At 33.0% G+C, this 23,777-nt stretch carries 18 protein-coding genes; 2 read left to right on the forward strand and 16 right to left on the reverse strand.

Annotated elements, in window-relative coordinates; translation table 11 throughout:
- Positions 1-11: 11 nt before the first annotated feature.
- The 5 genes from EG358_RS16055 to EG358_RS16075 form a co-directional block, all read right to left on the reverse strand.
- Complete coding sequence (locus EG358_RS16055; protein ID WP_123890137.1) at positions 12-680, reverse strand: hypothetical protein; 669 nt, start codon at positions 678-680, stop codon at positions 12-14.
- A gap of 6 nt (positions 681-686) precedes the next feature.
- Positions 687-1,475, reverse strand: a complete 789-nt coding sequence (gene lpxA / locus EG358_RS16060) for an acyl-ACP--UDP-N-acetylglucosamine O-acyltransferase (RefSeq protein WP_076562082.1) — start codon at positions 1,473-1,475, stop codon at positions 687-689.
- Positions 1,476-2,873 (reverse strand): bifunctional UDP-3-O-[3-hydroxymyristoyl] N-acetylglucosamine deacetylase/3-hydroxyacyl-ACP dehydratase, encoded by a 1,398-nt coding sequence (locus EG358_RS16065; RefSeq protein WP_076562083.1) that lies wholly within the window; start codon positions 2,871-2,873, stop codon positions 1,476-1,478.
- Complete coding sequence (lpxD, locus tag EG358_RS16070; protein ID WP_076562084.1) at positions 2,866-3,897, reverse strand: UDP-3-O-(3-hydroxymyristoyl)glucosamine N-acyltransferase; 1,032 nt, start codon at positions 3,895-3,897, stop codon at positions 2,866-2,868. The genes EG358_RS16065 and lpxD overlap by 8 nt, the downstream gene beginning before the upstream one ends.
- Before the next feature lie 88 nt (positions 3,898-3,985).
- Positions 3,986-5,191, reverse strand: coding sequence for an HD domain-containing protein (locus tag EG358_RS16075; RefSeq protein ID WP_076562085.1), 1,206 nt, complete (start codon positions 5,189-5,191; stop codon positions 3,986-3,988).
- Between the two features lie 245 nt (positions 5,192-5,436).
- Between EG358_RS16075 and porX the strand changes: the two genes are divergently transcribed.
- A complete protein-coding gene (gene porX / locus EG358_RS16080; protein ID WP_076562086.1) occupies positions 5,437-6,981 on the forward strand; it encodes a T9SS response regulator signal transducer PorX in 1,545 nt (514 codons plus the stop codon).
- A 93-nt stretch (positions 6,982-7,074) separates the two neighbouring features.
- Here porX and EG358_RS16085 read toward each other — a convergent pair whose 3' ends face one another.
- Entirely contained in the window at positions 7,075-8,322 is a 1,248-nt protein-coding gene (locus EG358_RS16085; protein WP_076562087.1) for a LamG-like jellyroll fold domain-containing protein, read from the reverse strand.
- A 96-nt stretch (positions 8,323-8,418) separates the two neighbouring features.
- Positions 8,419-12,297 (reverse strand): hybrid sensor histidine kinase/response regulator transcription factor, encoded by a 3,879-nt coding sequence (locus EG358_RS16090; RefSeq protein ID WP_076562088.1) that lies wholly within the window; start codon positions 12,295-12,297, stop codon positions 8,419-8,421.
- Between the two features lie 154 nt (positions 12,298-12,451).
- Here EG358_RS16090 and EG358_RS16095 point away from each other — a divergent pair, with 154 nt between their 5' ends.
- Complete coding sequence (locus EG358_RS16095; protein WP_076562089.1) at positions 12,452-13,216, forward strand: exodeoxyribonuclease III; 765 nt, start codon at positions 12,452-12,454, stop codon at positions 13,214-13,216.
- A gap of 52 nt (positions 13,217-13,268) precedes the next feature.
- Here the strand turns inward: EG358_RS16095 and EG358_RS16100 are convergent, their stop codons facing one another.
- From EG358_RS16100 to EG358_RS16140, 9 genes are all read right to left on the reverse strand, one after another.
- A complete protein-coding gene (locus tag EG358_RS16100) occupies positions 13,269-13,640 on the reverse strand; it encodes a septal ring lytic transglycosylase RlpA family protein (protein ID WP_076562090.1) in 372 nt (123 codons plus the stop codon).
- Positions 13,641-14,155: 515 nt separating this feature from the next.
- Complete coding sequence (gene rimO / locus EG358_RS16105; RefSeq protein ID WP_076562091.1) at positions 14,156-15,457, reverse strand: 30S ribosomal protein S12 methylthiotransferase RimO; 1,302 nt, start codon at positions 15,455-15,457, stop codon at positions 14,156-14,158.
- A gap of 69 nt (positions 15,458-15,526) precedes the next feature.
- Positions 15,527-16,735: a cation:proton antiporter gene (locus tag EG358_RS16110; RefSeq protein ID WP_076562092.1), complete on the reverse strand. Its 1,209-nt coding sequence runs from the start codon at positions 16,733-16,735 to the stop codon at positions 15,527-15,529.
- A 99-nt stretch (positions 16,736-16,834) separates the two neighbouring features.
- Positions 16,835-18,223 carry an exopolysaccharide biosynthesis polyprenyl glycosylphosphotransferase gene (locus tag EG358_RS16115; RefSeq protein WP_076562093.1) on the reverse strand — a complete coding sequence of 463 codons (1,389 nt, stop codon included), beginning with the start codon at positions 18,221-18,223 and terminating at the stop codon, positions 16,835-16,837.
- Positions 18,224-18,304: 81 nt separating this feature from the next.
- Positions 18,305-18,850, reverse strand: coding sequence for a dTDP-4-dehydrorhamnose 3,5-epimerase (gene rfbC / locus EG358_RS16120; protein WP_076562094.1), 546 nt, complete (start codon positions 18,848-18,850; stop codon positions 18,305-18,307).
- A 107-nt stretch (positions 18,851-18,957) separates the two neighbouring features.
- Entirely contained in the window at positions 18,958-20,073 is a 1,116-nt protein-coding gene (locus tag EG358_RS16125) for a glycosyltransferase (protein WP_076562095.1), read from the reverse strand.
- Positions 20,074-20,093: 20 nt separating this feature from the next.
- Positions 20,094-21,401, reverse strand: coding sequence for a GH39 family glycosyl hydrolase (locus EG358_RS16130; RefSeq protein WP_076562096.1), 1,308 nt, complete (start codon positions 21,399-21,401; stop codon positions 20,094-20,096).
- 22 nt (positions 21,402-21,423) lie between these two features.
- Complete coding sequence (locus EG358_RS16135; protein ID WP_076562097.1) at positions 21,424-22,491, reverse strand: glycosyltransferase family 4 protein; 1,068 nt, start codon at positions 22,489-22,491, stop codon at positions 21,424-21,426.
- A complete protein-coding gene (locus EG358_RS16140) occupies positions 22,488-23,714 on the reverse strand; it encodes an O-antigen ligase family protein (protein ID WP_123890139.1) in 1,227 nt (408 codons plus the stop codon). Before EG358_RS16140 ends, EG358_RS16135 begins: the two co-directional genes overlap by 4 nt.
- Positions 23,715-23,777: the final 63 nt, after the last annotated feature.

The following is a 23,777-nucleotide window of genomic DNA, read 5'->3' on the forward strand; positions in this document are numbered from 1 at the left end:
TTTTATGTATGTTATTTATTATTTTCGTTGTTCACCAAAGCTATAATATCTTCTAAATAGTATTGATCATTCTTCAATTTAGAAATAACTTCAGGATCATTATTTGTAATCTTTAAAATTTTCTTTGTATCAACAATATGTCCAAAGCTTACATCTCTGTCATCACTTGTATTGTTTGATTTATCAATATCTATTAAAAGTACCTTATAGGAATTTCCTTTTTTATCTTTCCAAGAAAATTTTGGCTTCGTATTGAATATAACTTCTGTCAAAACGCCTCCAGAATTCGTATTATTATAGGAGATTGCTTTTTTGTCTTTAATTTCATCTAAATACAACAAAATGTGTTTTTTTCCGATAATATCAACTTTACAAAAAGTATCATAGGAGAAAATATAAGCTGCATAGGTCATATTAAAATATAATTTATCATTATATTTCATAAGCCAAGCCCTATTCTCTTTCCTCGCTTTTTTATCTGTATCTGCAAATCTAAAAGATGAAATCTGAACATAGTTTTCATTTTGGCTTTTGATTTCGGCATAAACATCAGACTTTGATAAATTTCTGCTTTTGTAATCCGTAAAACCATAATAGAATTCTACATCATTTAATTTTTCATTCTGAGCAAAAACAAATGCTGATAAAGCTGTAAAAACCAAAACTAAAGCTTTCATCATCTTAAATTATTCTTTACCGGTTCCGTATCCTTTTACGATACCTCTTGGTGAGTTTTGGATAAACTGAAGAATTTCGTCTCTTTCAGCAGTAGGGAGCATCTCTTTTTCGATGTGTGAAACGGCTTGAGAAACATTCATTTTCATCTGGAAAATAGCTCTGTAAATTTTTTGAATTTCGAAGATTTTCTCATTTGTAAATCCTCTTCTTCGTAACCCTACAGAATTGATCCCCGCATATGACATCGGTTCTCTTGCTACTTTTACATAAGGCGGAATATCTTTTCTCACCAAAGTACCACCCGAAATCATTACATGTTTTCCGATTTTACCAAACTGATGCACGGCAGATAAGCCTCCCATAACCGTGTAATCGCCAATCTCAACATGTCCTGCAATACCGCAACCGTTTACGATGATTACATGATCGCCAATTACACAGTCGTGTGCAATGTGAGATGTTGCCATAATCAGACAATTGGCTCCAATTTTTGTAAAACCTAAAGCTTTGGTACCTCTGTTAACCGTTACACATTCTCTGATTGTTGTATCATCTCCAATGATGGTCTGGGTATCTTCACCGTCGAATTTTAAATCCTGAGGAATTGCAGAAATTACAGTTCCAGGGAAAATTCTACAGTTTTTACCGATTCTGGCGCCATCCATAATGGTTACGTTTGAGCCAATCCAGGTTCCCTCTCCTATCTCAACATCACCAGCAATGGTAGTGAATGGTTCTACTACAACATTTTTGCTGATTTTTGCACGCTTATCAACGGCCGCTAATTGATGAATCATTTAATCAATTTTATTTTTTGCAACTTGAGCCATCAATTCTGCTTCTACTGCTACAGTATCACCAACATATCCGTATCCCTGCATATGAACAATACCTCTTCTGATTGGCTCTATTAACTCAATTTTGAAAATCATTGTATCACCGGGAACAACTTTTCTTTTGAATTTCACCTTATCTATTTTGATGAAGTATGTAGAGTAATTTTCAGGATCCGGAACGCTTGCCAAAACCAGGATTCCTCCTGTTTGTGCTAAAGCTTCCACTTGTAAAACTCCAGGCATTACTGGCTCTTTTGGAAAATGCCCAACGAAGAAAGGTTCATTCATTGTTACATTTTTCAAACCAACCACATGAGAATCAGAAAGCTCAAGAATTTTATCGATCAATAAAAAAGGAGGTCTGTGAGGCATCAACTTCATGATTCCGTTGATGTCGAAAACAGGCTCTTTCGTTAAATCAAACTCAGGAACGTTTTTCTTTTTCTGTAGTTTCCACTGGCGGTTTAGCTTTTTCGCAAACTGAGTATTTACAAAATGTCCGGGCTTATTGGCAATAACTTTTCCTTTAATCTTCACACCCGTTAACGCTAGATCACCAATTACATCTAATAATTTGTGTCTTGCCGCTTCGTTTGGATAGTTTAAAGTTAAATTATCTAAAATACCATTAGGTCTAATTGATACGTGATCTTTACCAAAAGCTTTCTTCAGCTTTTCTGTAGTTTCAGGAGTCAAATCCTTATCAACGTATACAATTGCATTTGAAATATCTCCACCTTTAATCAAACCATGATCAAGAAGCATTTCTAATTCGTGCAAAAAGCTGAACGTTCTTGCAGAAGAAATTTCTTCTTTAAATTCTGAAATATTTTTAAGAGTAGCATTCTGAGTTCCTAAAACTTTAGTTCCAAAATCTACCATTGTCGTCACCTCATAAGTATCTGAAGGGATAATTGTAATTTCTGAACCGGTTGCAGGGTCGCTGTAGCTCAATACTTCTTTTACAACAAGATATTCTCTTGCGACAGTTTGCTCTACGATACCTACACTTTCGATTGCTTCAACAAAAAACTTTGAAGAGCCGTCTAAAATAGGAGGTTCTGAAGCATCCATTTCTAAAACAGCATTGTCGATATCACAACCCACCAAAGCAGCCAAAAGATGCTCACAAGTATTGATTTTAACGCCCAATTTTTCCAAAGTAGTTCCTCTTTCTGTAGCCACCACGTAATTTACGTCTGCTTCTACATGAGGTCGCCCTTCAAGATCTGTTCGTACGAAAACAAAACCTGTATTTTCTTTTGCAGGTTTAATGGTTAATTTTACTTCTTTACCAGTATGAAGACCTATTCCAGAAAGAGTAACCTCTTCCTGAAGGGTTTTTTGCATATCACTCATTAGTATGATCTTTTGAGTTATTCTCAAGATTATTTATTCTTTTCGCAAGTTCAGGAAGGTTCCTGAAATGCACGTAGCTTCGAAGATAGTCATTATAACTGATCGCAGGAGAACCATAAACGGTATCTTTATCATTAACGCTGGAATTCACTCCACTCTGCGCCTGAATTTTCACCTGGCTTCCTATCTTTATATGACCAACGATGCCAACCTGACCGCCAATCTGGTTCCAATCTCCAATAGTGGTAGAACCGGCAATTCCCGCTTGTGCAGCAATTACATTGTTTGCACCAATCTTTACGTTGTGTGCAATCTGAATCAGATTATCGATTTTTGTACCTTTTCCGATGGTTGTAGAGCCTATTGTAGCTCTGTCGATACTGCAGTTAGAACCTATTTCCACATTATCTTCAATAATAACATTTCCTAATTGAGGAATTTTTTGAAAGCCTTCCGGAGTCGGCTGAAAACCAAATCCGTCGCCACCGATTACGGTATTGGAATGTATTACACAGTTATCACCAATAATGCAGTAATCATAGATTCTTGCACCACTGTCTATCTTACAGTTTTTACCGACTTTCACGCCTTTACCAATATAGACTTGCGGAAATATCTGTGAACCTTCACCGATTTTTGCCTTTTCTGAAACATAGGTAAAAGCGCCGATATATACTTTATCTCCTATTACAGCAGTGTCGTGAATGGAAGATCCATCTTCTACCCCTTCTTTTTTGCCTTGCATTTCCTGGTACAGATTCATTAAAACCTGAAAAGAAAGATAGGCATCTTTTACAGCTATAATTGTAGGATTATATTGATCTTTGTTGATAAGGGTCTCGGTAACAATAAGAACCGAACATTGCGAAGTCTCTAAGTGATGCGCAAAACGATCTTGCGCAACAAAAGAAAGATGGCCGGATTCTCCGCTCTCAATCGGTGAAACTCCGGTAATAAGTGCGTTTTCGTCACCTATAATTTTTCCGTCAATAAAACTTGCAATTTGCGAAGCTGTAAATTCCATATTCTGCAAAGATAAGAAATTCTGTTATTCGCAAACATTTTTTAGTTTATGGAATATCGATTTTAATATTATTTAAGAAAATTTAGTGTCACATTCTCGGAAATGCGAGGATATATCTTTTCGTCTTGTGAACGATGAGGCCAGACAAAAGCTGATCCTCCGACTCATCCAATTTTAAGACTTTTCCGCTTTTTTGAAGAAGGTAAATCGGCTGTTTTTCTGTATCATACGGAAGCAGACTTCTTGTAATTTGATGTACCAATTCGTCACCATTATCAATTCCAAAAAAATCGTTGGTGTTTTGTATCTTTTCATCAATAAACTTTTCGTCAAAAGGATGAGATGAGATAATAGTTTTTGGAAAATTACGCTGAATGACGCATTTGCACCAGTAAGAAAGAACAAAATCTTCTGACTTCTGCCATAATTTCATCGCCTGAACAACATCATTATCGTCAAGCTGTGTAAAACGCTCAACATCTTCGTCGGTAGCTGCACTTTTTCCTCTGTGTAAAAAATATTTCAAATTTTCTGTGGCCGGTAAATCGACACCTTCTGAAACCAGATATTTTGCTCTTTCAAGGATTTTTACCAAAATAAATTCTGCCAACGCCGAAGTTTTATGGTAATAAACCTGCCAATACATAAACATTCTTGCCGTCAAGAAGTTTTCAATAGAATAAACACCTTTCGCATCGATTACCAATTCTTCCTCGCAGACATTCATCATTGAAATAATCCTTTGCGTATTGATATTTCCTTCTGAAACTCCCGTGAAAAAACTGTCCCTGTTCAAATAATCTAAACGATCAACATCCAGTTGTGAGCTGATGAGCTGATTAAAGAATTTTCTGTGGTACTTCCCCTGAAACATTTCTATCGCTGTCGATAATTGTCCGCCAAATTCATCATTCAGTCTATTCATTAATAATAATGAAAGGTTTTCGTGATGCCAGTCATCCATCAACATACTTTCCAGGGCATGAGAAAACGGGCCGTGACCGATATCGTGCATCAGAATTGCTAACATCGCTCCTTTTTCCTCTTCAACAGAAATAGCAACTCCTTTCTGCTTTAAGGTTTCCAAAGCAGTAAACATCAGATGCATCGCACCAATAGCGTGATGAAATCGTGTATGGGTTGCTCCGGGGAAAATTAAATTCAAAAGTCCGGTTTGTGAAATCCTTCTTAATCTTTGAAAATATGGATGTTCGATAACATCAAATAAGATTTCGTGAGGGATTTTTATGAAACCGTGTACAGGGTCGTTGATAATTTTAAGCTTATTCTGCATGGAAAAATTCTGAGACTATTGCAAAATTAGGTTTTTAAAGTCAATTCTAAGAAAACAGGCGATTATTATTTAGAATATAAACATTAAAATTTGTTTATAAATCGTTGTATTTATCTTATCTTCATGAAATAATTTGAGATAAAAATCTTTAACGAAGATTTAACTTTTAAGTCTCTTAATTTGTGAGGTTTTATAAAGTTTTGGTCACAGTTTTGATACATATCCCGCATAAAAAATAAACTTGTATGTCAAACAAAATATTATGGATTGATGATGAAATAGATTTACTAAAACCTCATATCGTTTTTCTGGAAAAGAAGGGTTACATCGTAACTCCTGTGAACAATGTGAATGAAGCTTTAGAACTTATTGATTCTGAAAAATTCGATTTAACCTTAATCGATGAAAATATGCCGGGAATCTCCGGTCTTGAAGCTATCCCGATGATTAAAGATAAAGATAATTCTTTGAAAATCGTGATGGTAACCAAAAGTGAGGAAGAGCACATCATGGAAGAAGCGATCGGCTCGCAGATTGCAGATTATATTTTAAAACCTGTAAACCCAAATCAGATTTTACTTTCGTTGAAGAAAAACCTTCAGGAAGATAACTTGGTAGAGCAGAAAACTATTTTGCAGTATCAGCAGGAATTCCGAAACCTTTCGATGGAACTTTCTTACCTGAGAACATATCAGGATTGGGCAGAATATTATAAAAAAATCGTGAATTGGGAACTTAAATTTGATAAAGTTGCTGATAACGAATTTGCAGACCTTCTGCAGTCACAGAAAGAGGAAGCCAATATTCAGTTTGCTAAATTTATCGAAAATAATTACGAAGACTGGTTGAACGGTTCGGATAAGCCAATGATGAGCCACACCTTATTTAAAGATAAAATAAAGACTGAGGTTGAGAAAGACAAAGTGCTTCTTTTAATGGTCGACAATCTTAGATACGACCAATGGAAAGTAATTGAGCCTCTTTTCACCAAATATTACAATAAAGTTTCAGAAGATTATTATTACAGTATTCTTCCTACCGCCACACAATATGCGAGAAACTCATTTTTCGCAGGTCTGTTGCCTTCAGAAATCGAAAAACGTTTCCCGGACAAATGGTTTAACGATAATGAGGAAGGAAATAAAAATGAATTTGAGCGTGACTTCCTAGAAGATCAGATGAAAAGAGTTGGTTTAAGTTCTAAATCGATGAAATATCTTAAAGTTCTGAATGCTGATTTTGAAAGAAAAATCTATGATGACTTTAATCAGCACAAAAACAATGATCTTTTGGTGATCGTTTACAACTTTATCGATATTCTTTCGCATGCAAAAACCGATAATCATATTGTTGATCAGTTGATCAGAGATGATAAAACGTTTAGATCGTTAACATCGAATTGGTTTGAGAATTCATCTTTAATTAAAATTATTAAACTAGCTGCAGAAAACGGATTCAAACTGGTGATTACAACCGATCATGGAACTGTTTATGTGAAAAAACCCAGCCGCGTCGTTGGTGACAGAGAAACCTCAACAAACATCCGTTACAAAACAGGAAAAAGCTTAACGTACGATGACAAAGATGTCTGGGCAGTGAGCAATCCTGAAAAACTGTTTTTACCTAAAGGAAACCTAAGCTCTAAATATATTTTTGCCAAAAACAATACATTTCTAGCCTATCCCAAAAACTACAATCACTTTGTAAATTACTATAAAGAGACTTATCAGCACGGTGGAATTTCTTTGGAAGAATGCATCATTCCTATCAGTATTCTGGAACCTAAATAAAGTTTTAAGTATAAAAATAATAAAAGCCTCTTCATAATTTGAAGAGGCTAAAACCATTATATGGATTAGTAATAATGATTTATGAAAAAAAAACTACTTTTTAATTATTTTATAAACTCTCGCTTGTTGCTTTGAGATTACCTTCACCAAATACACCCCTGCTTTCAACTGTGATATATTGAGTTCTGCATTCGCAGAATTTGGCTGAAAATCTATTAATCTCTGACCTGCAAAATTTGTAATTTCTACTTTTTCGATTGCATTTTTGGCAGTGATATTTAGAATCCCGTTGGTAGGATTTGGTGATAAAGTCAATTCAGGAATTGCTTCAACATCATGTACTCCCAAAGTTACCGACTGACAAGAAGACGTTTGTGTACAACCTGCAAGCGTAACAATTACGGCATAGTTTCCTGCAACAGCAGGTGTGAAAGACTGCGTAGTCACCCCAACCGGAGCATTTCCGTTGCTACAATTGATCCACTGATAAGTTGCGCCCGCTTGTGCAGCAGTTAATGTAGATCCTGAAACAGTAACTGTATTATTGATATTTACCGCTCCAAGCGTTGATGATCCTGCAATATAATTTGAAGCAGTTCCGTTTAAAGCAAAACTATTTAAAGTACCGGTATAAGAACCGACAGCACTGGCAATAGAAGTTACAGTACCATTATTTGAGTTAACCGTTCCTTCATTCATTTTAAAATAGGCTTTCAGATTTGCTGGCGGCGTACAAAATTCATAATTTTTATTAGCCTGAATTTCCGCTAGTGTAAGAGCTTTATCCCAAACACGCACTTCATCGATACTTCCATTAAAAAAACCACCAAGACTTGGCATAATCCTTCTACCAATAATCATATTGGTAAGTGCCACAGTATTCGTTGTTGTACTAATATTTCCTTCGGTGTCTAAATTACCGTCTACATACAATTTATATTTATTGGTAGATAAGCTGTTATCATAAGTTACGGCAATGTGATGCCAGTTTCCGTCATTAAGAGTAACTGTACCGTTTACTCCGCCGCCTTTGTTTTCAATCCTTAACTTATACAATCCGCTCACATTATTAATTCTTACCGTAAATCTTCCTCCGTTTACATTATCGGATCCCCAAGTTGCTACCAGATTTTCTCCAGCAGTAGTTGTGGGTAATTTTATCCACGCTTCTACTGTACGGGGTGCATTTCCTAAAACGCCGGGATAGTTGGTTTGGATATAATCATCTGTTCCGTCAAAATTAAGAGCATTTTGTTGAGCATTCAGTCCCGAAGCCGATCCTAATAAGACAGTAAATAATGTTGCAAATTTTAATTTGCTCGTAAGTAGATTTTTATGCATACTGAAATAATTTTGTTTTGCTAAAGTACATCTCGTGGGAAAAGCAGAAAAGCACTCTCGTTGCAAAAACTATCAATTTCGTTGCAAACGTCTGTTTCAGTGGTATGTATTGGGTGTTTTACCAAAATACTCTTTAAAACATTTGGTAAAATAAGACGGACTATTAAATCCTGTCATGTAAGCAACTTCAGAAATACTGTAATTTTGCTTTAATAATTCTGCAGCTCTCTTAAGCCTGTAAATTTTAATGATTTCTCCTGTCGGAATATTAAACATCATTTTTACTTTACGGTGAAGGCTCGTTCTGCTCATCGATAATTCGGAAGCTAACTCGTCTACGCTAAAATCGCTATTATCTAAATTTTCGGCTATGATTTCATAAATTCTGTTGAGAAATTCTTTGTGCAGATTATTTGTAGAATCAGGTTGCTTTGTTTCGGATTCTGCAATATTTGTTTCAGGCTGCAAAAGCTGTTTGTGAAAATTTTCATATTGACGATTTTGTAAATTCAGCAGATTTTCTATTCTCAATTTCAACTCTTCTACGCTGAACGGTTTTACAACATAATCGTTGGCTCCGTAAGAAAGACCTTCAAGTCTACTTTCGGCATCAGCTTTTGCGGTGAGCATAATAATAGGAATGTGATTGATGGTAACATCAGATTTTAAGGCTTTGCAAAATTCAAAACCATCCATTTCGCTCATTGCAACATCACTTACAATAAGATTCGGCATTTTTTCCAGAGTAATTTCCAACGCTTTTTTTCCGTTTTCTGCAGTTAAAACATGATACGATCCAGCTAAATTTCCTGCAATAAACTGCGCCAATTCTTCATGATCTTCCACAATAAGAATCGTCGCTTTTTCTTCTGAATTTTCTTGATGCTCTGCTTTTTCAGCTAAATGATCTTTTTGAGCCTCAAAAGGAAGCCAAACCGAAAATGTAGTTCCGGAAGGATTTTGCGTAGAACTTGTCATATTAATTGTTCCGTGATGCAGATCTACCAATTCTTTCACAAGCGAAAGCCCCAAACCATTTCCCTGCAATTGATCCTGATTAGAACCTTTAAAATATCTTTCAAAAATCTCTGTCTGTTCATCTTCCGGAATTCCCGCCCCGGAATCAATAACCTGAATGGATAAACCATTGATCTCTTTATCTACTTTCACCGTAATTGTATCGCCATTTTCACAAAACTTAATAGAATTCGAAATCAAATTATATAAAATTCGGTCTAAAGTGTTGATTGAAAACAAAAATTCGGCTTTATCCGGAGATTCTAAACTGAGCGCAATTCCTTTTTCGAAAGCCGTTTCCAAAAAGGCATTTACAATATTAGAAATAACAGGAACTACATCTCCCCAGACAAAATGAGGTTTCAAAACGCCTGCTTCAAGCTTTGCAACGTCAATCAACTGATCTGTAAGCTGTATAAGGCTGTTTGTATTTTTCTTTATCGTTCCAAATAATATTTCTTTCTCGTGCTGAGATTCTACAGATTTCAACTGTTCTGCCGGACCCACGATAAGAGACAGCGGAGTTCGGAATTCGTGAGCAATATTGGCGAAAAATTTCGTTTTTATTTTATCTAGCCTACGCAACTCGTGCGCTTCTTTCTGCTTTAGCTTTATTGAGTTTTTAATAATTTCCTGATTGATTTTGAATCTTATCAGCCAAAAAATTCCTCCAATCAATAGTATCACATACAATGTTATTGCCCACCAAGTTTTCCACCAAGGCGGCGTCACTTTTATGGTCAAAGATTTGATGAGGTTACTCCAGTTTCCGGTTGTGTTGGTTGCATTGACCTGAAAAATATAATTTCCGGGAGGAAGTTTTGTAAAAACGGCTTCTGCATTGTTTCCTGCAAAAATCCATTCATCCTGATACCCTTTCAACCGATAACGATACCAAATTTGTTTTGAGTCATCATACTGAAGTGCTGCAAAATTTATAGAAACCGTATTCTCAAAATAATCTACAGAAAGTTCTTCAATTTGATTTAAAGGTTTCAGGTTTCTTTCAACAAGATCGATATTCTCATTATTGAGAGCAATTTGGGTAATAACAGTCGGAGGTGAAAAATGATCACTTTTAATATCTTCCGGACTGAAAACCACTCCGCTTTTTGCACCGCCAAATGCCATTTTTCCGTTGGGAAGCATTAATTGATGAAACCTGTTGAACTCAATATTTTCCAAACCGTGAGAACGTGTAAAAGTTCTTACTTTATATGTTGTAGGATCAAATTTCAAAAGACCTTTATTGGTTCCCATCCAAAGGTTTCCAGATTTATCCGGAAGAATCGAATAGATAACATTATCCGGAAAACCATCTTTTCCTGAAAAGATTTTACCCTTATTGTTTTTTTTACTGTACTGTATTAGTCCATCATTACTTCCAATCCACAAAATATCATCATTTTTCTGATCAGGAACGAGAGAAATTAAATGATTAACGGGAAGACTTTTTGTGTTGTTTTTAATATGATAGATTTTTTGGGTTTCAAGATTCACTTTCAATATCCCGTGAGATTCCGTTATAACCCAAAGTATTTTAGTTTTAAAGTCAAAATAAATATTTGCCGTTTTTATATTAGCATTAAAATTCTTTAAAGAAAATAAAAATTTCCATCTTGACTGCTGAAATAGATAAATATTGTTCAGCTCATCAATCACAATCGGAGATTCATCGTACAGACTTATTCCTTTTATCGGAGCAAAAGGTTCGCTTTTTATCTTTGGTAATTCGGGTAAACGGAAAATTTTCTTCTGTAGATGATCATAGTAAGAAACAATACGGTTTAGCGCGATCCAGTTTTTATTTGGAGTTGTCGCAGATCTTAGAAAATAGGAAGCCGGTAAAATACCGTTCACCTCTGGCCAATTAAAAAAATCATTAAGGGAAACGCCATAATAGTTTTTCAACAGATCTGTCGCAAAATCTTTTTCAAAAGAAAAGGACCGAAAATTGAGTTTTGGATCTACTGTATAAATTCCTTCGGCATCACCACCAATCCACAGCAACCCGGAATTATCTACAAGAAAAGCTTGCGGCGGTCTGTTTTGTTCTAAGTTGACAGCCGCAATTTTCCTAAAACCTAAAGCCTTATCGTAGCGATAAATAGCATTGTCTGCAACAAAATATTCTTTACCATGAATATCTGTACTCAACAATTTAATAGTATAAATAGAAGAAAATGGCAGCTTTTCGTTTTTAAATGTTTTTTTCACAGGATCAAAAAAGTAAAACCTGTCTTTATCTGCCCACATCAATTCTCCATTTTTTGACTGATGAAATAGTACTGCCTCGATATTATTCTGATACAGCTTATTTGTAAACATCTTATAAGGAATATGAATGTCTGTAAAGCTGTTCTTTTTTTTGTCAAAAAACTTTAGGTTTTTCTGTGTTAATACCCAAATATTTTTGTTTTTGTCTTCGAGAATGTTGTAAATAATCTCGTCAGAATTAAAATTCAGATTTCTGCGGCTCAGAATTTTCTTTTGAATATCAAAACTGAAGAGTTCATTTTTTATGGTTTTAAACCACAGATAACCGTCTTGTGTTACCAACCATGATTTCCGATGAATATCAATGTTATTTTTTTCTAAAAATGCTGTATTGATAATATGTGTTATTTTACCCGAACTTGTATCAAAGTAATCGATTCCTGCAGTTTCGTACTTTATCCAAAGACCATTTTGTCTGCCTTTTCTTAAATAATCTATGGTATTTGAAGCCAGAGAATTATTGGTATTAAAATGATGTTGAAAAGTTTTAAAATTTTGTCCGTCATATCGGGAAAGTCCGTTCCGGGTTCCAATCCATACAAAGCCTTCCTCATCTTGTTCCAAAGCAGAAACAAAAGATTGCGGAAGACCATCATCTACCGACAAATGTCTTATATTTTGAGAAAAAAATAGTTGTAGACCGAAAAGATATAAAGATATAGAGAGTAAAAATTTAATCATAAATAGATTTCGTCTTTGGATCTGCAATATACTATTTTGAAAAATGCAATTCCAATAATGGAAAATCATTTTTTTCACAGCTGAATATCAATATTTTTAGTTTTCATCAACATTAAAATTTCAAATAATTTAGCTTTTTTAATACTTTTGAATTATGAAATTAATCACATACAACGTTAACGGAATAAGAGCTGCTTTCACAAAAGATTTTTTAGGATGGCTGAAAACTGCCGATCCGGATATTATCTGCATTCAGGAAAGTAAAGCAGGAAACGATCAGATTGATATTGAAAGTCTTGAAAAAGCGGGCTATCACAGTTTTTGGCATTCTGCACAGAGAAAAGGATATAGCGGAGTCGGAATTGCGTCTAAAATAAAACCGAATCATGTAGAATATGGTTGCGGAATTGAGAGCTATGATAATGAAGGGAGAATCATCCGTGCAGACTTTGATGAGTTCTCTGTGATTTCTGTTTATGTACCTTCAGCGTCTAATATTGAAAGGCTGGGATTTAAGATGCAGTTTTGCCACGACTTTTTAGAATATATTAAAAATTTAAAGAAAGAAATTCCGAATCTTATTATTTCCGGAGATTTTAATATCTGTCATCAGGCGATCGATATTCACAATCCTGTAGGTTTAAAAAACACTTCAGGCTTTTTACCGATGGAAAGAGAATGGATGACCAATTTTATTAAAGAATGCGAATTGATTGACAGTTTCAGGTTTTTTAACAGTGAACCCGACAATTATACCTGGTGGAGTTACCGTCAAAATGCAAGAGCCAATAACAAAGGATGGCGATTGGATTATAACTTCGCTTCCTATTCTTTAAAAGACAAACTCAGCAGAGCCGTTATTTTGAAAGAAGCGGTACATTCTGATCATTGCCCCGCCTTGATTGAGTTTAACCTCTAAAAACATAAAAGCCAGCTAAAAATTTAGCTGGCTTTCTAATTTAAATCATAAATTAATCGACAATTTCATATTCCACCGGAATGGTACCGCGATCGGTATTTCCGATTTCATCGAACGCTGCTCTAGACATATCTAAAGCTCTTGATGAATGGAAAGGCCCTCTATCATTAATCGTTACAATCACCTCTTTTCCATTGTTCAGATTGGTAACCTTAACTTCGGTTCCAAAAGGAAGCGTTCTGTGCGCTGCAGTAAGTTTTGAATTATCAAAAACCTCACCGCTTGCTGTTTTTCTACCGTTAAATTTATCGTGGTAGTACGATGCATAACTTGTTTTCTTCGCATCTACAGTATTATTCGTAAATGAATAAATACCTAGTGTTGAAATCATCATTATGATTACGAGAATGAATCTTTTCATCATTTTGAACTTTTACTTGTTTGACGAGGCAAAAGTATATGTAAACTTATTACCTGCCTATTTTAAAAGTTAAGAAACGTTAAAGAAAACATAAATAAAATATAATTATTACCGTAAGTTCCTATAAATAGGGATTTTAGACCGTGGTGTTAAAAAACGTTAAAAAAAAGACCTAAAAGTTAATTTAATTAACTAATTGCTGTATAATTCAGTATTCATAAAAACACAACTATTTGAATACCAATATATTACTAAAAATAAATAATTCCAAAAACGGCTGTAATTTATTAAAGTAATCCTCTACAAATCATTAAATCATAAAACACAATGCAAAAATTAAAAAACAATAAAATCGTGTTTATTCTAGCTTTGATGGTGCTTTTAACAGGAATATTTTCAGCAGGAAAAGAATTTGAACATTATATTATTAAAAAATTTAACTAAAAATTAAAATTAAATTTTCATTAAAATAAAAAACCAATGAAAAATCATTGGTTTTTACTTTTTTATCTTTAAACTTAAACAAGTTCTCCGTACAAATCAAACTCTTCTGCGGAGGTAATTTTTACATTCGCAAAATCTCCAATTGAAATATAGGTGTTTTCGGCAGAAACCAAAACGGTATTGTCTACATCGGGAGAATCGTATTCAGTACGACCCACAAAATAATTACCTTCTTTTCTGTCGAAGACGCATTTATAAACCTCACCGATTCTCTTTTGATTTTTATCCCACGAAATCTGCGACTGCAGCTCCATGATCTCTTCTACTCTAGCTTCTTTTACTTCCTGCGGGATATCATCTTCCAAAACGTAAGCTCCTGTATTTTCTTCGTGCGAATAAGTGAAACATCCTAACCGGTCGAACTTCTGCTCTCTTACCCATTCTTTCAGCTCTTGGAATCTTTCTTCCGTTTCACCAGGATAACCTACAATTAACGTAGTTCTTATCGCCATATCCGGCACTTTTTCTCTGAATTTATCTAATAATGCATTTGTTTTTTCGTGCGTTGTACCACGTTTCATAGATTTCAACAAATCAGAATTAATATGCTGAAGCGGAATATCTATATAGTTACAAACTTTCGGTTCTTCACGTATAATATCTAAAACATCTTCCGGAAAACCACTTGGAAATGCATAATGAAGACGAATCCATTCGATTCCTTCTACTTTTACCAACTCTTTCAATAGTTCACCTAAAGCTCTCTTTTTATAAATATCTAAACCGTAATAGGTCAAATCCTGAGCAATCAAAATCAATTCCTTCACCCCTACTTTCGCCAGTTTCTGAGCTTCTTTCACCAATTTCTCAATCGGTGTAGAAACGTGGCCACCTCTCATCAAAGGAATGGCACAGAATGAGCAAGGTCTGTCGCAACCTTCAGAAATTTTAAGGTAAGCATAATGCTTTGGTGTGGTGGTTAATCTTTCACCAACCAATTCGTGTTTATAGTCTGCGCCCAAATGTTTCAGTAAAATAGGAAGATCTCTCGTTCCGAAATACTGGTCAACATCAGGAATTTCTTTTATTAAATCTGGTTTATATCTTTCTGAAAGACATCCAGTAACGAAGACTTTCTCAACTTCACCTCTGTTTTTTGCCTCAACAAAATCTAGAATAGTATTGATAGATTCTTCTTTTGCATTATCGATAAAACCGCAGGTATTGATGACTACGATATCCCCTCTATCTTCGTGCACAACTTCTTTTCCGTTGGCTTTCAGCTGGCTCATCAGCACTTCCGAATCGTAAACATTTTTGGAACATCCAAGCGTTACGATATTAATTTTCTTTTTACCTACAGATTTGGTTCTCATAAATTGATGAATAAATTTCAGGCTGCAAATTTAGTGATAAAAAAAAGAACCATAATCGGTTCTTATATTTTATATTTTGGGATGCTCATCAGCAAGCTGTTCTTCGACCTTTTTGATTTCTTTGTTGCTAAATAAAACTCCGATCATCATGATAAGCGTTGAGATAATAATAACCTGAACGATCACCGACTGATTGATAAACGGAATTCTCTGTTCGGGAGCAATGGCCAAAAACAACAAAATGGTAATCAAGCCCCTTGGCGCAATCAAAAGCAAGGGAGACATCTCCATTTTTGCTAATTTCAACATGATATATCGTATCAGATACACAAAGAAAAGTATAGAAACGGACCAAACCAAAGATTCGGGGTTTATAATATCCTCCGTTTGGATAACGAAGCCAAAAACTAAAAAGAAAATAGATCTTACGATAAATGTAGCTTCCACAACAACGTCTTTAAAATGCTTCACCTCACGGTTCATTTTTGTTAATCTAAAGCTTTTTAAAATCTTTAAATGCTTCATTTCGTCGATATTCCCAAGTACTAATCCGAAAAACAAGATGAAAATAAGCGCAGGAAGATGATATATTTTTGAGATTTCATAAATTAAAATCGTTAAAATAATAATTGGCCCATATTTTATATGATGATCTATTTTGCCTAGTAAAAATGCTAAAATAAGCGATGCGACAACCGAAATAATTAACATTAAAAAAAACTGCCAAGTAAAAACCATTACACTTGACAGTGTAATTGCAGTTCCAAAAGTGGCAAAATTGAAAAATATAACTCCTAATATATCCGACAAGCTGCTTTCATAAATTACAAATTCTCTCTTGGATGCCGATAAATTTATAGAACTCGGTATTGCAATCGCACTTGAAATAATACAAAACGGAATGATATTCTCTAAGGATTGTTTGAAAGGGAAGCCCCATTCATAATGCACATAAGTAGCAAAACCAATCCCGATAATGAGTACGGGAATAAGAGCAACTATAATTGTTTTATTAATCAGGGATTTTTTGGAACGGTTGAGCTCTAATTCTAAAGAGCCGTCTAACACAATCAAAATTAAACCTATAGTCCCCAAAATTGGGAGCAAACTGTTGAGATTGGGGATTATAAAATCAAAAAGCCCGCTGATCTGATTAAGAAACCACCCGGTCAGTAACAATAGAATTACAGACGGAACCTTCGAAAACCTTGTGGTAATATCAAAAAAATAAGATACCAGCAACAGTACACTAATACCAATAATTATCATTTCCGCCATACTACAAATATATAGTAAACGATTCGTAAAAAAATTATTTTAGTTAGTTAAAAACTGTTTTTCTTTAAAATTTGGGGCGTTTTCTTTCATTTACAGCAATTAATATGCTTGTTCATCTCCTTTTATGATATTATACAAGGTTAGAAATATAATTTTCATATCTAAAAAGAAAGACCAGTTTTGTATATACCAAACATCTTTTTCTATTCTTTTTTCCATATCTCTATGCGAAAATATCTCACCTCTTGCACCCATCACTTGAGCCCAGCCTGTAATACCCGGCTTTACGATATGTCGGGTCATATATTTTTTTGTAATCTTAGAGTACATCTCTGTTTGAGACAACATGTGAGGTCTTGGACCAACAATTGACATCTCACCAAGAAAAACATTAATAAATTGAGGCAATTCATCAATACTTGTTTTTCGCATAAATGCTCCAAATTTGGTTACCCTTGAATCATCCTTTCTTGCAGTCTGAATGTCAGCATGTTTATTGCTCATCATACTTCTGAATTTAATACAATTGAATGGCTCGTTATTAAGACCTGATCTTTTTTGTAGAAAAAATGCGGATTCGTTACTCTCTATTTTTACAATTAAAGCAACAATCGGAACCAACCACGATAGTAAAAACACTATTACGAACAGTGAGAAACCCACATCAAATGCTCTTTTCAAAAGCTGTTTTTTAGCATTCGAAAGAGGCTCTCTTATAAGCCTCAAAAATGGAATTTCATGAATTACATCAAAATAATTAGGACCTAAATTACCATATTTAAAATCGGGAACCATATAGATTCTTATCATTTTATATTCTGCAATTTCAACGATTTGTTTATAAATTTCAACGTCAATATTATCATCACAGAAAATAATACTACTTATTTTAGAATGTTCCAAATCATAAAATAATTTATCAATTCTACCCAAATACTTATTTTTGGTTTCGGTACTAATAATTGTATAGGTTCCTCTTATCCCAAGAGCTCTTCTCAGATTATTATTAGATAGTAATGTTGTAGACAATTTATTTTCACCGACTAATACAGTATTAAAAGAATAAAGCTTTCTTCCTAATTTTACTCTATTTTTTTTTCTGTACAGAAAAAGTAAAAACCGAGTAAAAGCCATAAAAAAACCAACAAAAATGAAATAGAGAATTACATTTCTATAGTTGATTTTAATAGAAAAGATAAGAAACAGAAAAACAATGGTAGTAAGTATGAATAATGCAAAAGCCTTCGTTAACGAATTAAAATGCAAGGATGATTCTTTAACTTTTAAATTTTTATAAGGTTTAATTATTATGGTTATTACAAACCAAAATATATTGAGAAGAATTAACTGGATTCTATATTCTTGAGTAAAATCTTTTTGGTCAAATTCAAAAAAAAATGGCCTCCCAAATATGAATAGGAAATTGATAATGATATAATCTATTATCAAAAAAATCCGGGATAAATGTTTAAAAAAATAAACTAACATACAATATTCCAACCATTTGTGACAGTATTTACTTTTAAATGAAGTACTATTTATTTCAGCTTTTAATGAACTTCTAATATATTAAAAATTTTTCAATGCAAACGTCGGTAAAACTTGATCTTTATCTGATAAAATAATATCTGCTAAGGGAAGTTGCCAATCGATATTAAGGTCGGTATCATTCCAAAGAACTCCCCCTTCTGATTGTTTATCGTAAAAATTATCACACTTATAAGAAAATATGGCTGTTTCGCTAAGCACAGAAAATCCATGACCAAAACCTCTGGGAACATAAAGTTGTAATTTATTTTCGCCTGTCAATTCAAGAGAAAACCATTGACCAAAAGTAGGAGAATCCTCTCTTAAATCTACTGCAACATCAAGAACTTTACCTTCTAAACAAGAAACTAATTTTGCCTGTGCTTTATCCCCTTTTTGTAAATGCAGACCTCTTAAAACTCCATATGAAGATTTAGAAATATTATCCTGAACAAAATGACCGTTCATACCAGTCAATTCTTCAAATTTTTGTTCATTAAATTTTTCGTAAAAGTAGCCTCTGTCATCTTCGAAAATAGTTGGTTCTATAATGTAACAGTCTTTTAGCGGCGTTTGTTTTATTTTCATTTTTTTATTATAAATCTTTTCCCTTAAATATATATGGACTAATTTAACGATATTATCATCGTTATTTACCACAAAATTAAGTCTTATTTTTAATTTACTATTACGATTTATTTGTAAACGTTCTTTTTTAGAAATACTCTTAAATTTTCAGCAAATGCTTCTTCACTGAAATTTTGAGCATTTTCACGAATCAATACTGAATCAAAATTGCTCAAAATGTTTTCAAAATGTTTTACAGCATCTTGAATTGCATTTACATCCTGACTTTTAAAAAAAACTCCTGTTTTATTTTCAACAACGGTTTCCAAGACTCCACCTTTAGCATATGCAATTACAGGGGTACCACAAGACTGAGCTTCCACAGGAGCTATACCAAAATCTTCAATTGATGAAAAAACAAACGCACGTGCATTACTAATATAACTACTGATTTCGTTTGAGCTCAAAAATCCCGTAAAAATAATATTATCATTATTTTTAGCCTTTTTTTCTAAATTCGTTCTTTCTGCTCCATCTCCAATTACAATTAATTTTTTATTTAGTTTAATAAAAGCATCAATCAGGAGATCAAAGCGTTTATATTTTACTAATCTACCTACTGTAACATAATATTTTGAATCGGAAATTTTTGTTTTACGTAAACTGAAATCTTCGACAGAAACAGGTGGATATATTACCGTAGAATCTAATTTATAATGCTCTTTAATCCATTTCTGTACAAATTTAGAATTTGCAATTATATGATCTGGATTTTTTGACATTTTTATATCAAAATTTTGAAGGTATTTTCTAAAAGGGATGAAAATATATCCTAATATCCCCGGGAAATAGTTTTTATATTCATCCCAAATATATTTGAAATTTCTTGCTTGAATGTAACAAATATGAAATTCACTATTGATTCTAAAGCCCTTTGACAAACACCAAGAGGAACTTATAAGCAAATCTACCGAATATTTATTATGAACCTGACTGTTAAAGCATTTTGTAATAAAAGGAAAAAGTGGAAATGCAAAGCGGAAATAAGTCCCTAAAATCTTCATCAAATCACTTTTGATAATTGTTGGATTTTTTCCATTAAACATTTTAAGTTTATCACTATCATTCATTACGTCAGCATAAGCAAAATAATAATCAAATGATATTATTTTATCAAAGGATGTCACTACTCTTTCTGCACCACCATATTTATCTAACCAGTCGTGAATTATCGCTATTTTCATTTCAAATTTTCAAAGATATATTAATTTAATTTGATTATATAGACATCTTCACTATTAATATTTTTCATCGAAAAATTTATTTGTTTGTAATTTTTAATTGAATAATTGCTGATTTTTTCGGGCAATTGTTTCATATTAAGTTTTTTTTCTGATATGCGGAAAATTTCAACATTAACCTTACTTTTATTTTTAAACTTGTAGTTTAGTTCATTTTTGATAAAATTGAAATTAACATTTTTTTCTTTTCCAATATTCCCTAAAATAATATTTACTGAAGATTTATCGTCATCTAAATATGGAATTATCATTAATTCCTTATTCTGCGTGAACCAAGCTAGTCTTGATTTTAGGCTCTCTGCATAATACTTGTAAACCCACCACACAGATCTTCTTTCTCCATTAGCAGACAATATTCCATCAAGTGAATTATTCCAACAGCTATTTTCACCTTTAATATCAGGATTATCCCAACAAGCTTTGCAACCTCCTTGTGCATTTTCTTTTTCTAATGAGTAAAGATAGGTGAATAATGTAAGAGGGTTAAATTGCTCATCCACTCCTACAATTTCAGGAATATAAATACTTTTTATACTTAAATTGGGGTACTTTTTTATAAGTTCTTTTGCTTTTTTAATATTATTCTGTAATTCTATTGCATTTTTTTGGTTTCCTAAGTCATGCCAATTTAAAATATCTAATTTTAGATTATGTCTACTACAATAATCTAAAAAAGCTTTTATATATTCAAGATTAAATTCACTGATAGACGGTCCTGTTATTAAAGCATTATTGCCATTTGGTGATGATCTTAAAGCATCATGTGCAACTTTGAATGTTTTAAAATATTCTTCTCTAGTTCCACCCCAAACTTCTTTTCCATTAGGCTCGTTCCAAACATCAAAAACTACCTTTTGTCCTAAATCTTCATATAGACTTTTTATCATTGTGGCAAATTTTCGTGGATCATCAGAAGGTCTAATCCAACCACCTTTTTCCTTATACCAATGTTCTTCATCATAAATGTCGCTCAAAACAATTATGGGTACTATATCATATTTTAACAAAATATTTACTTGCTCTTTTCTTTTTACAGGATTATCTTTCAGCTTTGCACCAAACCTCCAATATTTTGGCTTTAATTCTACAATATCCTTTTCAAGAGGCTCTAATTCGTTAAAATGCAAGAAACCAACTACAGACTCTCTTTTTTTACCTTTTACAGATAAATCTATGATTACTTTATCAGTATCATTGGAAAGAATCTGACTTTTTATATTAATAAAAACACTTAGAATTATGATACAAATTATTAACTTTTTACTTATCATATAATTGTTTTATAACAAATTATTAAAATCTGACTATTTCTTGAAGAATCTTCGCAGAACTTTTCCAATCGAATCTTTTTATATTTTTTAATCCACTTTCGGTAAACTGCTGCTTTAATTGAGGATTATTGTAAAAATATAAAATTTTTTCTTCCAAATCTTTTTTTAAATATGGATTAAAATACAATACAGAATTACCCAAAATTTCTGGCATACTCGCCTGATCAGATGCTATTACAGGACAACCACAAGCCTGAGCTTCCAAAGGAGGAATGCCAAAACCTTCATAAAAAGAAGGAAAGATGAAAAGTGATGCATTTTGATATAATGAAATCAATTCTTGATCATCTATTCTACCAAAAAAACGAATTCTGCCTTGTTTTTCTAAATCTTCAACATCTAATTTGATCTCATTAAATGATTTTAACGAAGAATACCCCACAATAAATAAATCTACATCTTGTTGTATATGCTGTATATTCTTAAAAGCATCAACTAATCCCTGAAAATTTTTATGATAGTTTCTCGAAGACACAGCCAAGATATATTTCCGTTTCGAAACATTTTTTGCTTCAGTATTGGTAAATTCATTAGTATCAACACCGTTATATATTACTGTAAATTTATATTTAGAAACATTATAATAATTTGAAATTTCACTTTTAGAAAACTCACTTACTGTAATAATTTTTTTAGAATTTCTAAGCATTAATGGTACAATTAATTTATAGAATTCCACAAATTTTTTCGAAAAACTTTCAGGATGTCTTATGTACGTAATATCATGATGTGTAACAATCTGATTTTTATAAAAACTTGGAGCTGTACTGCAGAGATTAACTAGTAATGGTGATTTATTTTTTTTTAAGTAGATAGGAAGGTCGATCTGCTCCCAAAGATGCCCTTGAAATTGGCCGATTACTTTCACATCAAGCTCTTTTGCAAGATCCGAATGAATAATTCCTTTTGACGAAACAAACTCTATCTGAATATGTGGAGTGCTTTCAAGTCGTTTTGACAACTCAATAGCAAATCTTTGAACGCCGGTAATAGCTTGTGTCAAGAAACGAGCGTTTACAATTACTTTCATTCTGTTTCGCTTATAAGATTATCTTCTTCATTCTCATCCGGCTCAATTCCATTCAACTCATTCCACTTATCAATATTCAAGACTGCTGCGATTATAAACCATGTAATAAAAACGGCATTTGCCTCTTGTAAAACAGGGAAAATTGAAGAATATGCCATCCACGGTATTATGTAAAACATCAGATACTTATTATTTGTGGTGAAAATAAGCTTATTGAAAAGTAAAATCAATAAGAAAATTCCTACCATTCCGAAACATACAATTAAAGATAGCCATGAGTTTTCAAAATCATACCAATCTTCGGCTCTTGGTGAAAAATAATGTCCCGAAACTCCGAGTAAAAAACTTTCTTTGGACTTTTCAATACCATCTAAAAGCAAAATCATTCTTAACCCATCAGACAGCGTTTCATTATCATGATTAGCTGTTTGTCCTGAAATAACATTTTTAAAAATTACAATTACAGAAATTGCTACAATTACAAGAAAATTGTATATTTTAATTTTGTGAAGATTAAATTTTGTATAGAAATAAACTCCTATTGTAATTATTGTCAAGAAGATACCGGCTCTAGTATTACAATAAAAGATAGAGATAAGCATCAATACAATGAAAATAATCCGAATAATTTTGCTAACGTTTTTATTAAACAAAACCGTTAGGGCAATAAACCAAGAATATTGACTAAATGCCATCGGGCTCACAAAACTAAATCTTGCACGTACTTCATCACCTCTAAGAAAGAAACCGGATGACCCTTTTTCACCACTAATTTCAAAAAACATGGAGTCTCTCGCCGGAATTTCGTAGAAGAAAACAAATACAAAACCCGCTGTCATAATCCCTATAAGAATGAAGAGATCTGTCTTAAATGATTCTGCACTTATGTACCGAAAATAGAGATAAAGAGGTGGTCCCATCAAAAACCATGTTAAATATTCCAAATAATCGTATCCTTGTACAATTTGGAAAAGAATGGTAAGAAATAATCCTAAAAAATACCAGATTAAAAATTTATTTTTAATAAAAACGGTAAAACCAGTGAGGCAAAAGAAAATATAAAGCCCATCTTTCCATAGAGAAGTTCCTACAAATTTTGAAAGTAAGGGATACATTGGGAAAAAGATAAAATAAAATCTCAACAATAGCAGATAAATCTTGTTACAGCTATGCTCTGGAACAACATTATTTATTTCTTCATTTTCTAATGATATCGAACTCATATTTCTTTTTTAGAAAGATTATTAATAGATTGTATTTAAAAATTTCCAGATAGGGTCTGAAAG

Source organism: Chryseobacterium indoltheticum, assembly GCF_003815915.1.
Lineage (GTDB): Bacteria > Bacteroidota > Bacteroidia > Flavobacteriales > Weeksellaceae > Chryseobacterium > Chryseobacterium indoltheticum.

Excerpts from the sequence above, each read along its gene's own strand:
- EG358_RS16075 (WP_076562085.1), bottom strand. The coding sequence starts at position 5,191 with ATGCAGAATAAGCTTAAAATTATCAACGACCCTGTACACGGTTTCATA.
- EG358_RS16130 (WP_076562096.1), bottom strand. The coding sequence starts at position 21,401 with ATGATAAGTAAAAAGTTAATAATTTGTATCATAATTCTAAGTGTTTTT.
- EG358_RS16125 (WP_076562095.1), bottom strand. The coding sequence starts at position 20,073 with ATGAAAATAGCGATAATTCACGACTGGTTAGATAAATATGGTGGTGCA.
- EG358_RS16055 (WP_123890137.1), bottom strand. The coding sequence starts at position 680 with ATGATGAAAGCTTTAGTTTTGGTTTTTACAGCTTTATCAGCATTTGTT.
- rfbC (WP_076562094.1), bottom strand. The coding sequence starts at position 18,850 with ATGAAAATAAAACAAACGCCGCTAAAAGACTGTTACATTATAGAACCA.
- EG358_RS16100 (WP_076562090.1), bottom strand. The coding sequence starts at position 13,640 with ATGATGAAAAGATTCATTCTCGTAATCATAATGATGATTTCAACACTA.
- EG358_RS16110 (WP_076562092.1), bottom strand. The coding sequence starts at position 16,735 with ATGGCGGAAATGATAATTATTGGTATTAGTGTACTGTTGCTGGTATCT.
- EG358_RS16135 (WP_076562097.1), bottom strand. The coding sequence starts at position 22,491 with ATGAAAGTAATTGTAAACGCTCGTTTCTTGACACAAGCTATTACCGGC.
- EG358_RS16090 (WP_076562088.1), bottom strand. The coding sequence starts at position 12,297 with ATGATTAAATTTTTACTCTCTATATCTTTATATCTTTTCGGTCTACAA.
- EG358_RS16085 (WP_076562087.1), bottom strand. The coding sequence starts at position 8,322 with ATGCATAAAAATCTACTTACGAGCAAATTAAAATTTGCAACATTATTT.
- lpxD (WP_076562084.1), bottom strand. The coding sequence starts at position 3,897 with ATGGAATTTACAGCTTCGCAAATTGCAAGTTTTATTGACGGAAAAATT.
- lpxA (WP_076562082.1), bottom strand. The coding sequence starts at position 1,475 with ATGATTCATCAATTAGCGGCCGTTGATAAGCGTGCAAAAATCAGCAAA.
- EG358_RS16095 (WP_076562089.1), top strand. The coding sequence starts at position 12,452 with ATGAAATTAATCACATACAACGTTAACGGAATAAGAGCTGCTTTCACA.
- rimO (WP_076562091.1), bottom strand. The coding sequence starts at position 15,457 with ATGAGAACCAAATCTGTAGGTAAAAAGAAAATTAATATCGTAACGCTT.
- EG358_RS16065 (WP_076562083.1), bottom strand. The coding sequence starts at position 2,873 with ATGAGTGATATGCAAAAAACCCTTCAGGAAGAGGTTACTCTTTCTGGA.
- EG358_RS16115 (WP_076562093.1), bottom strand. The coding sequence starts at position 18,223 with ATGTTAGTTTATTTTTTTAAACATTTATCCCGGATTTTTTTGATAATA.
- EG358_RS16140 (WP_123890139.1), bottom strand. The coding sequence starts at position 23,714 with ATGAGTTCGATATCATTAGAAAATGAAGAAATAAATAATGTTGTTCCA.
- porX (WP_076562086.1), top strand. The coding sequence starts at position 5,437 with ATGTCAAACAAAATATTATGGATTGATGATGAAATAGATTTACTAAAA.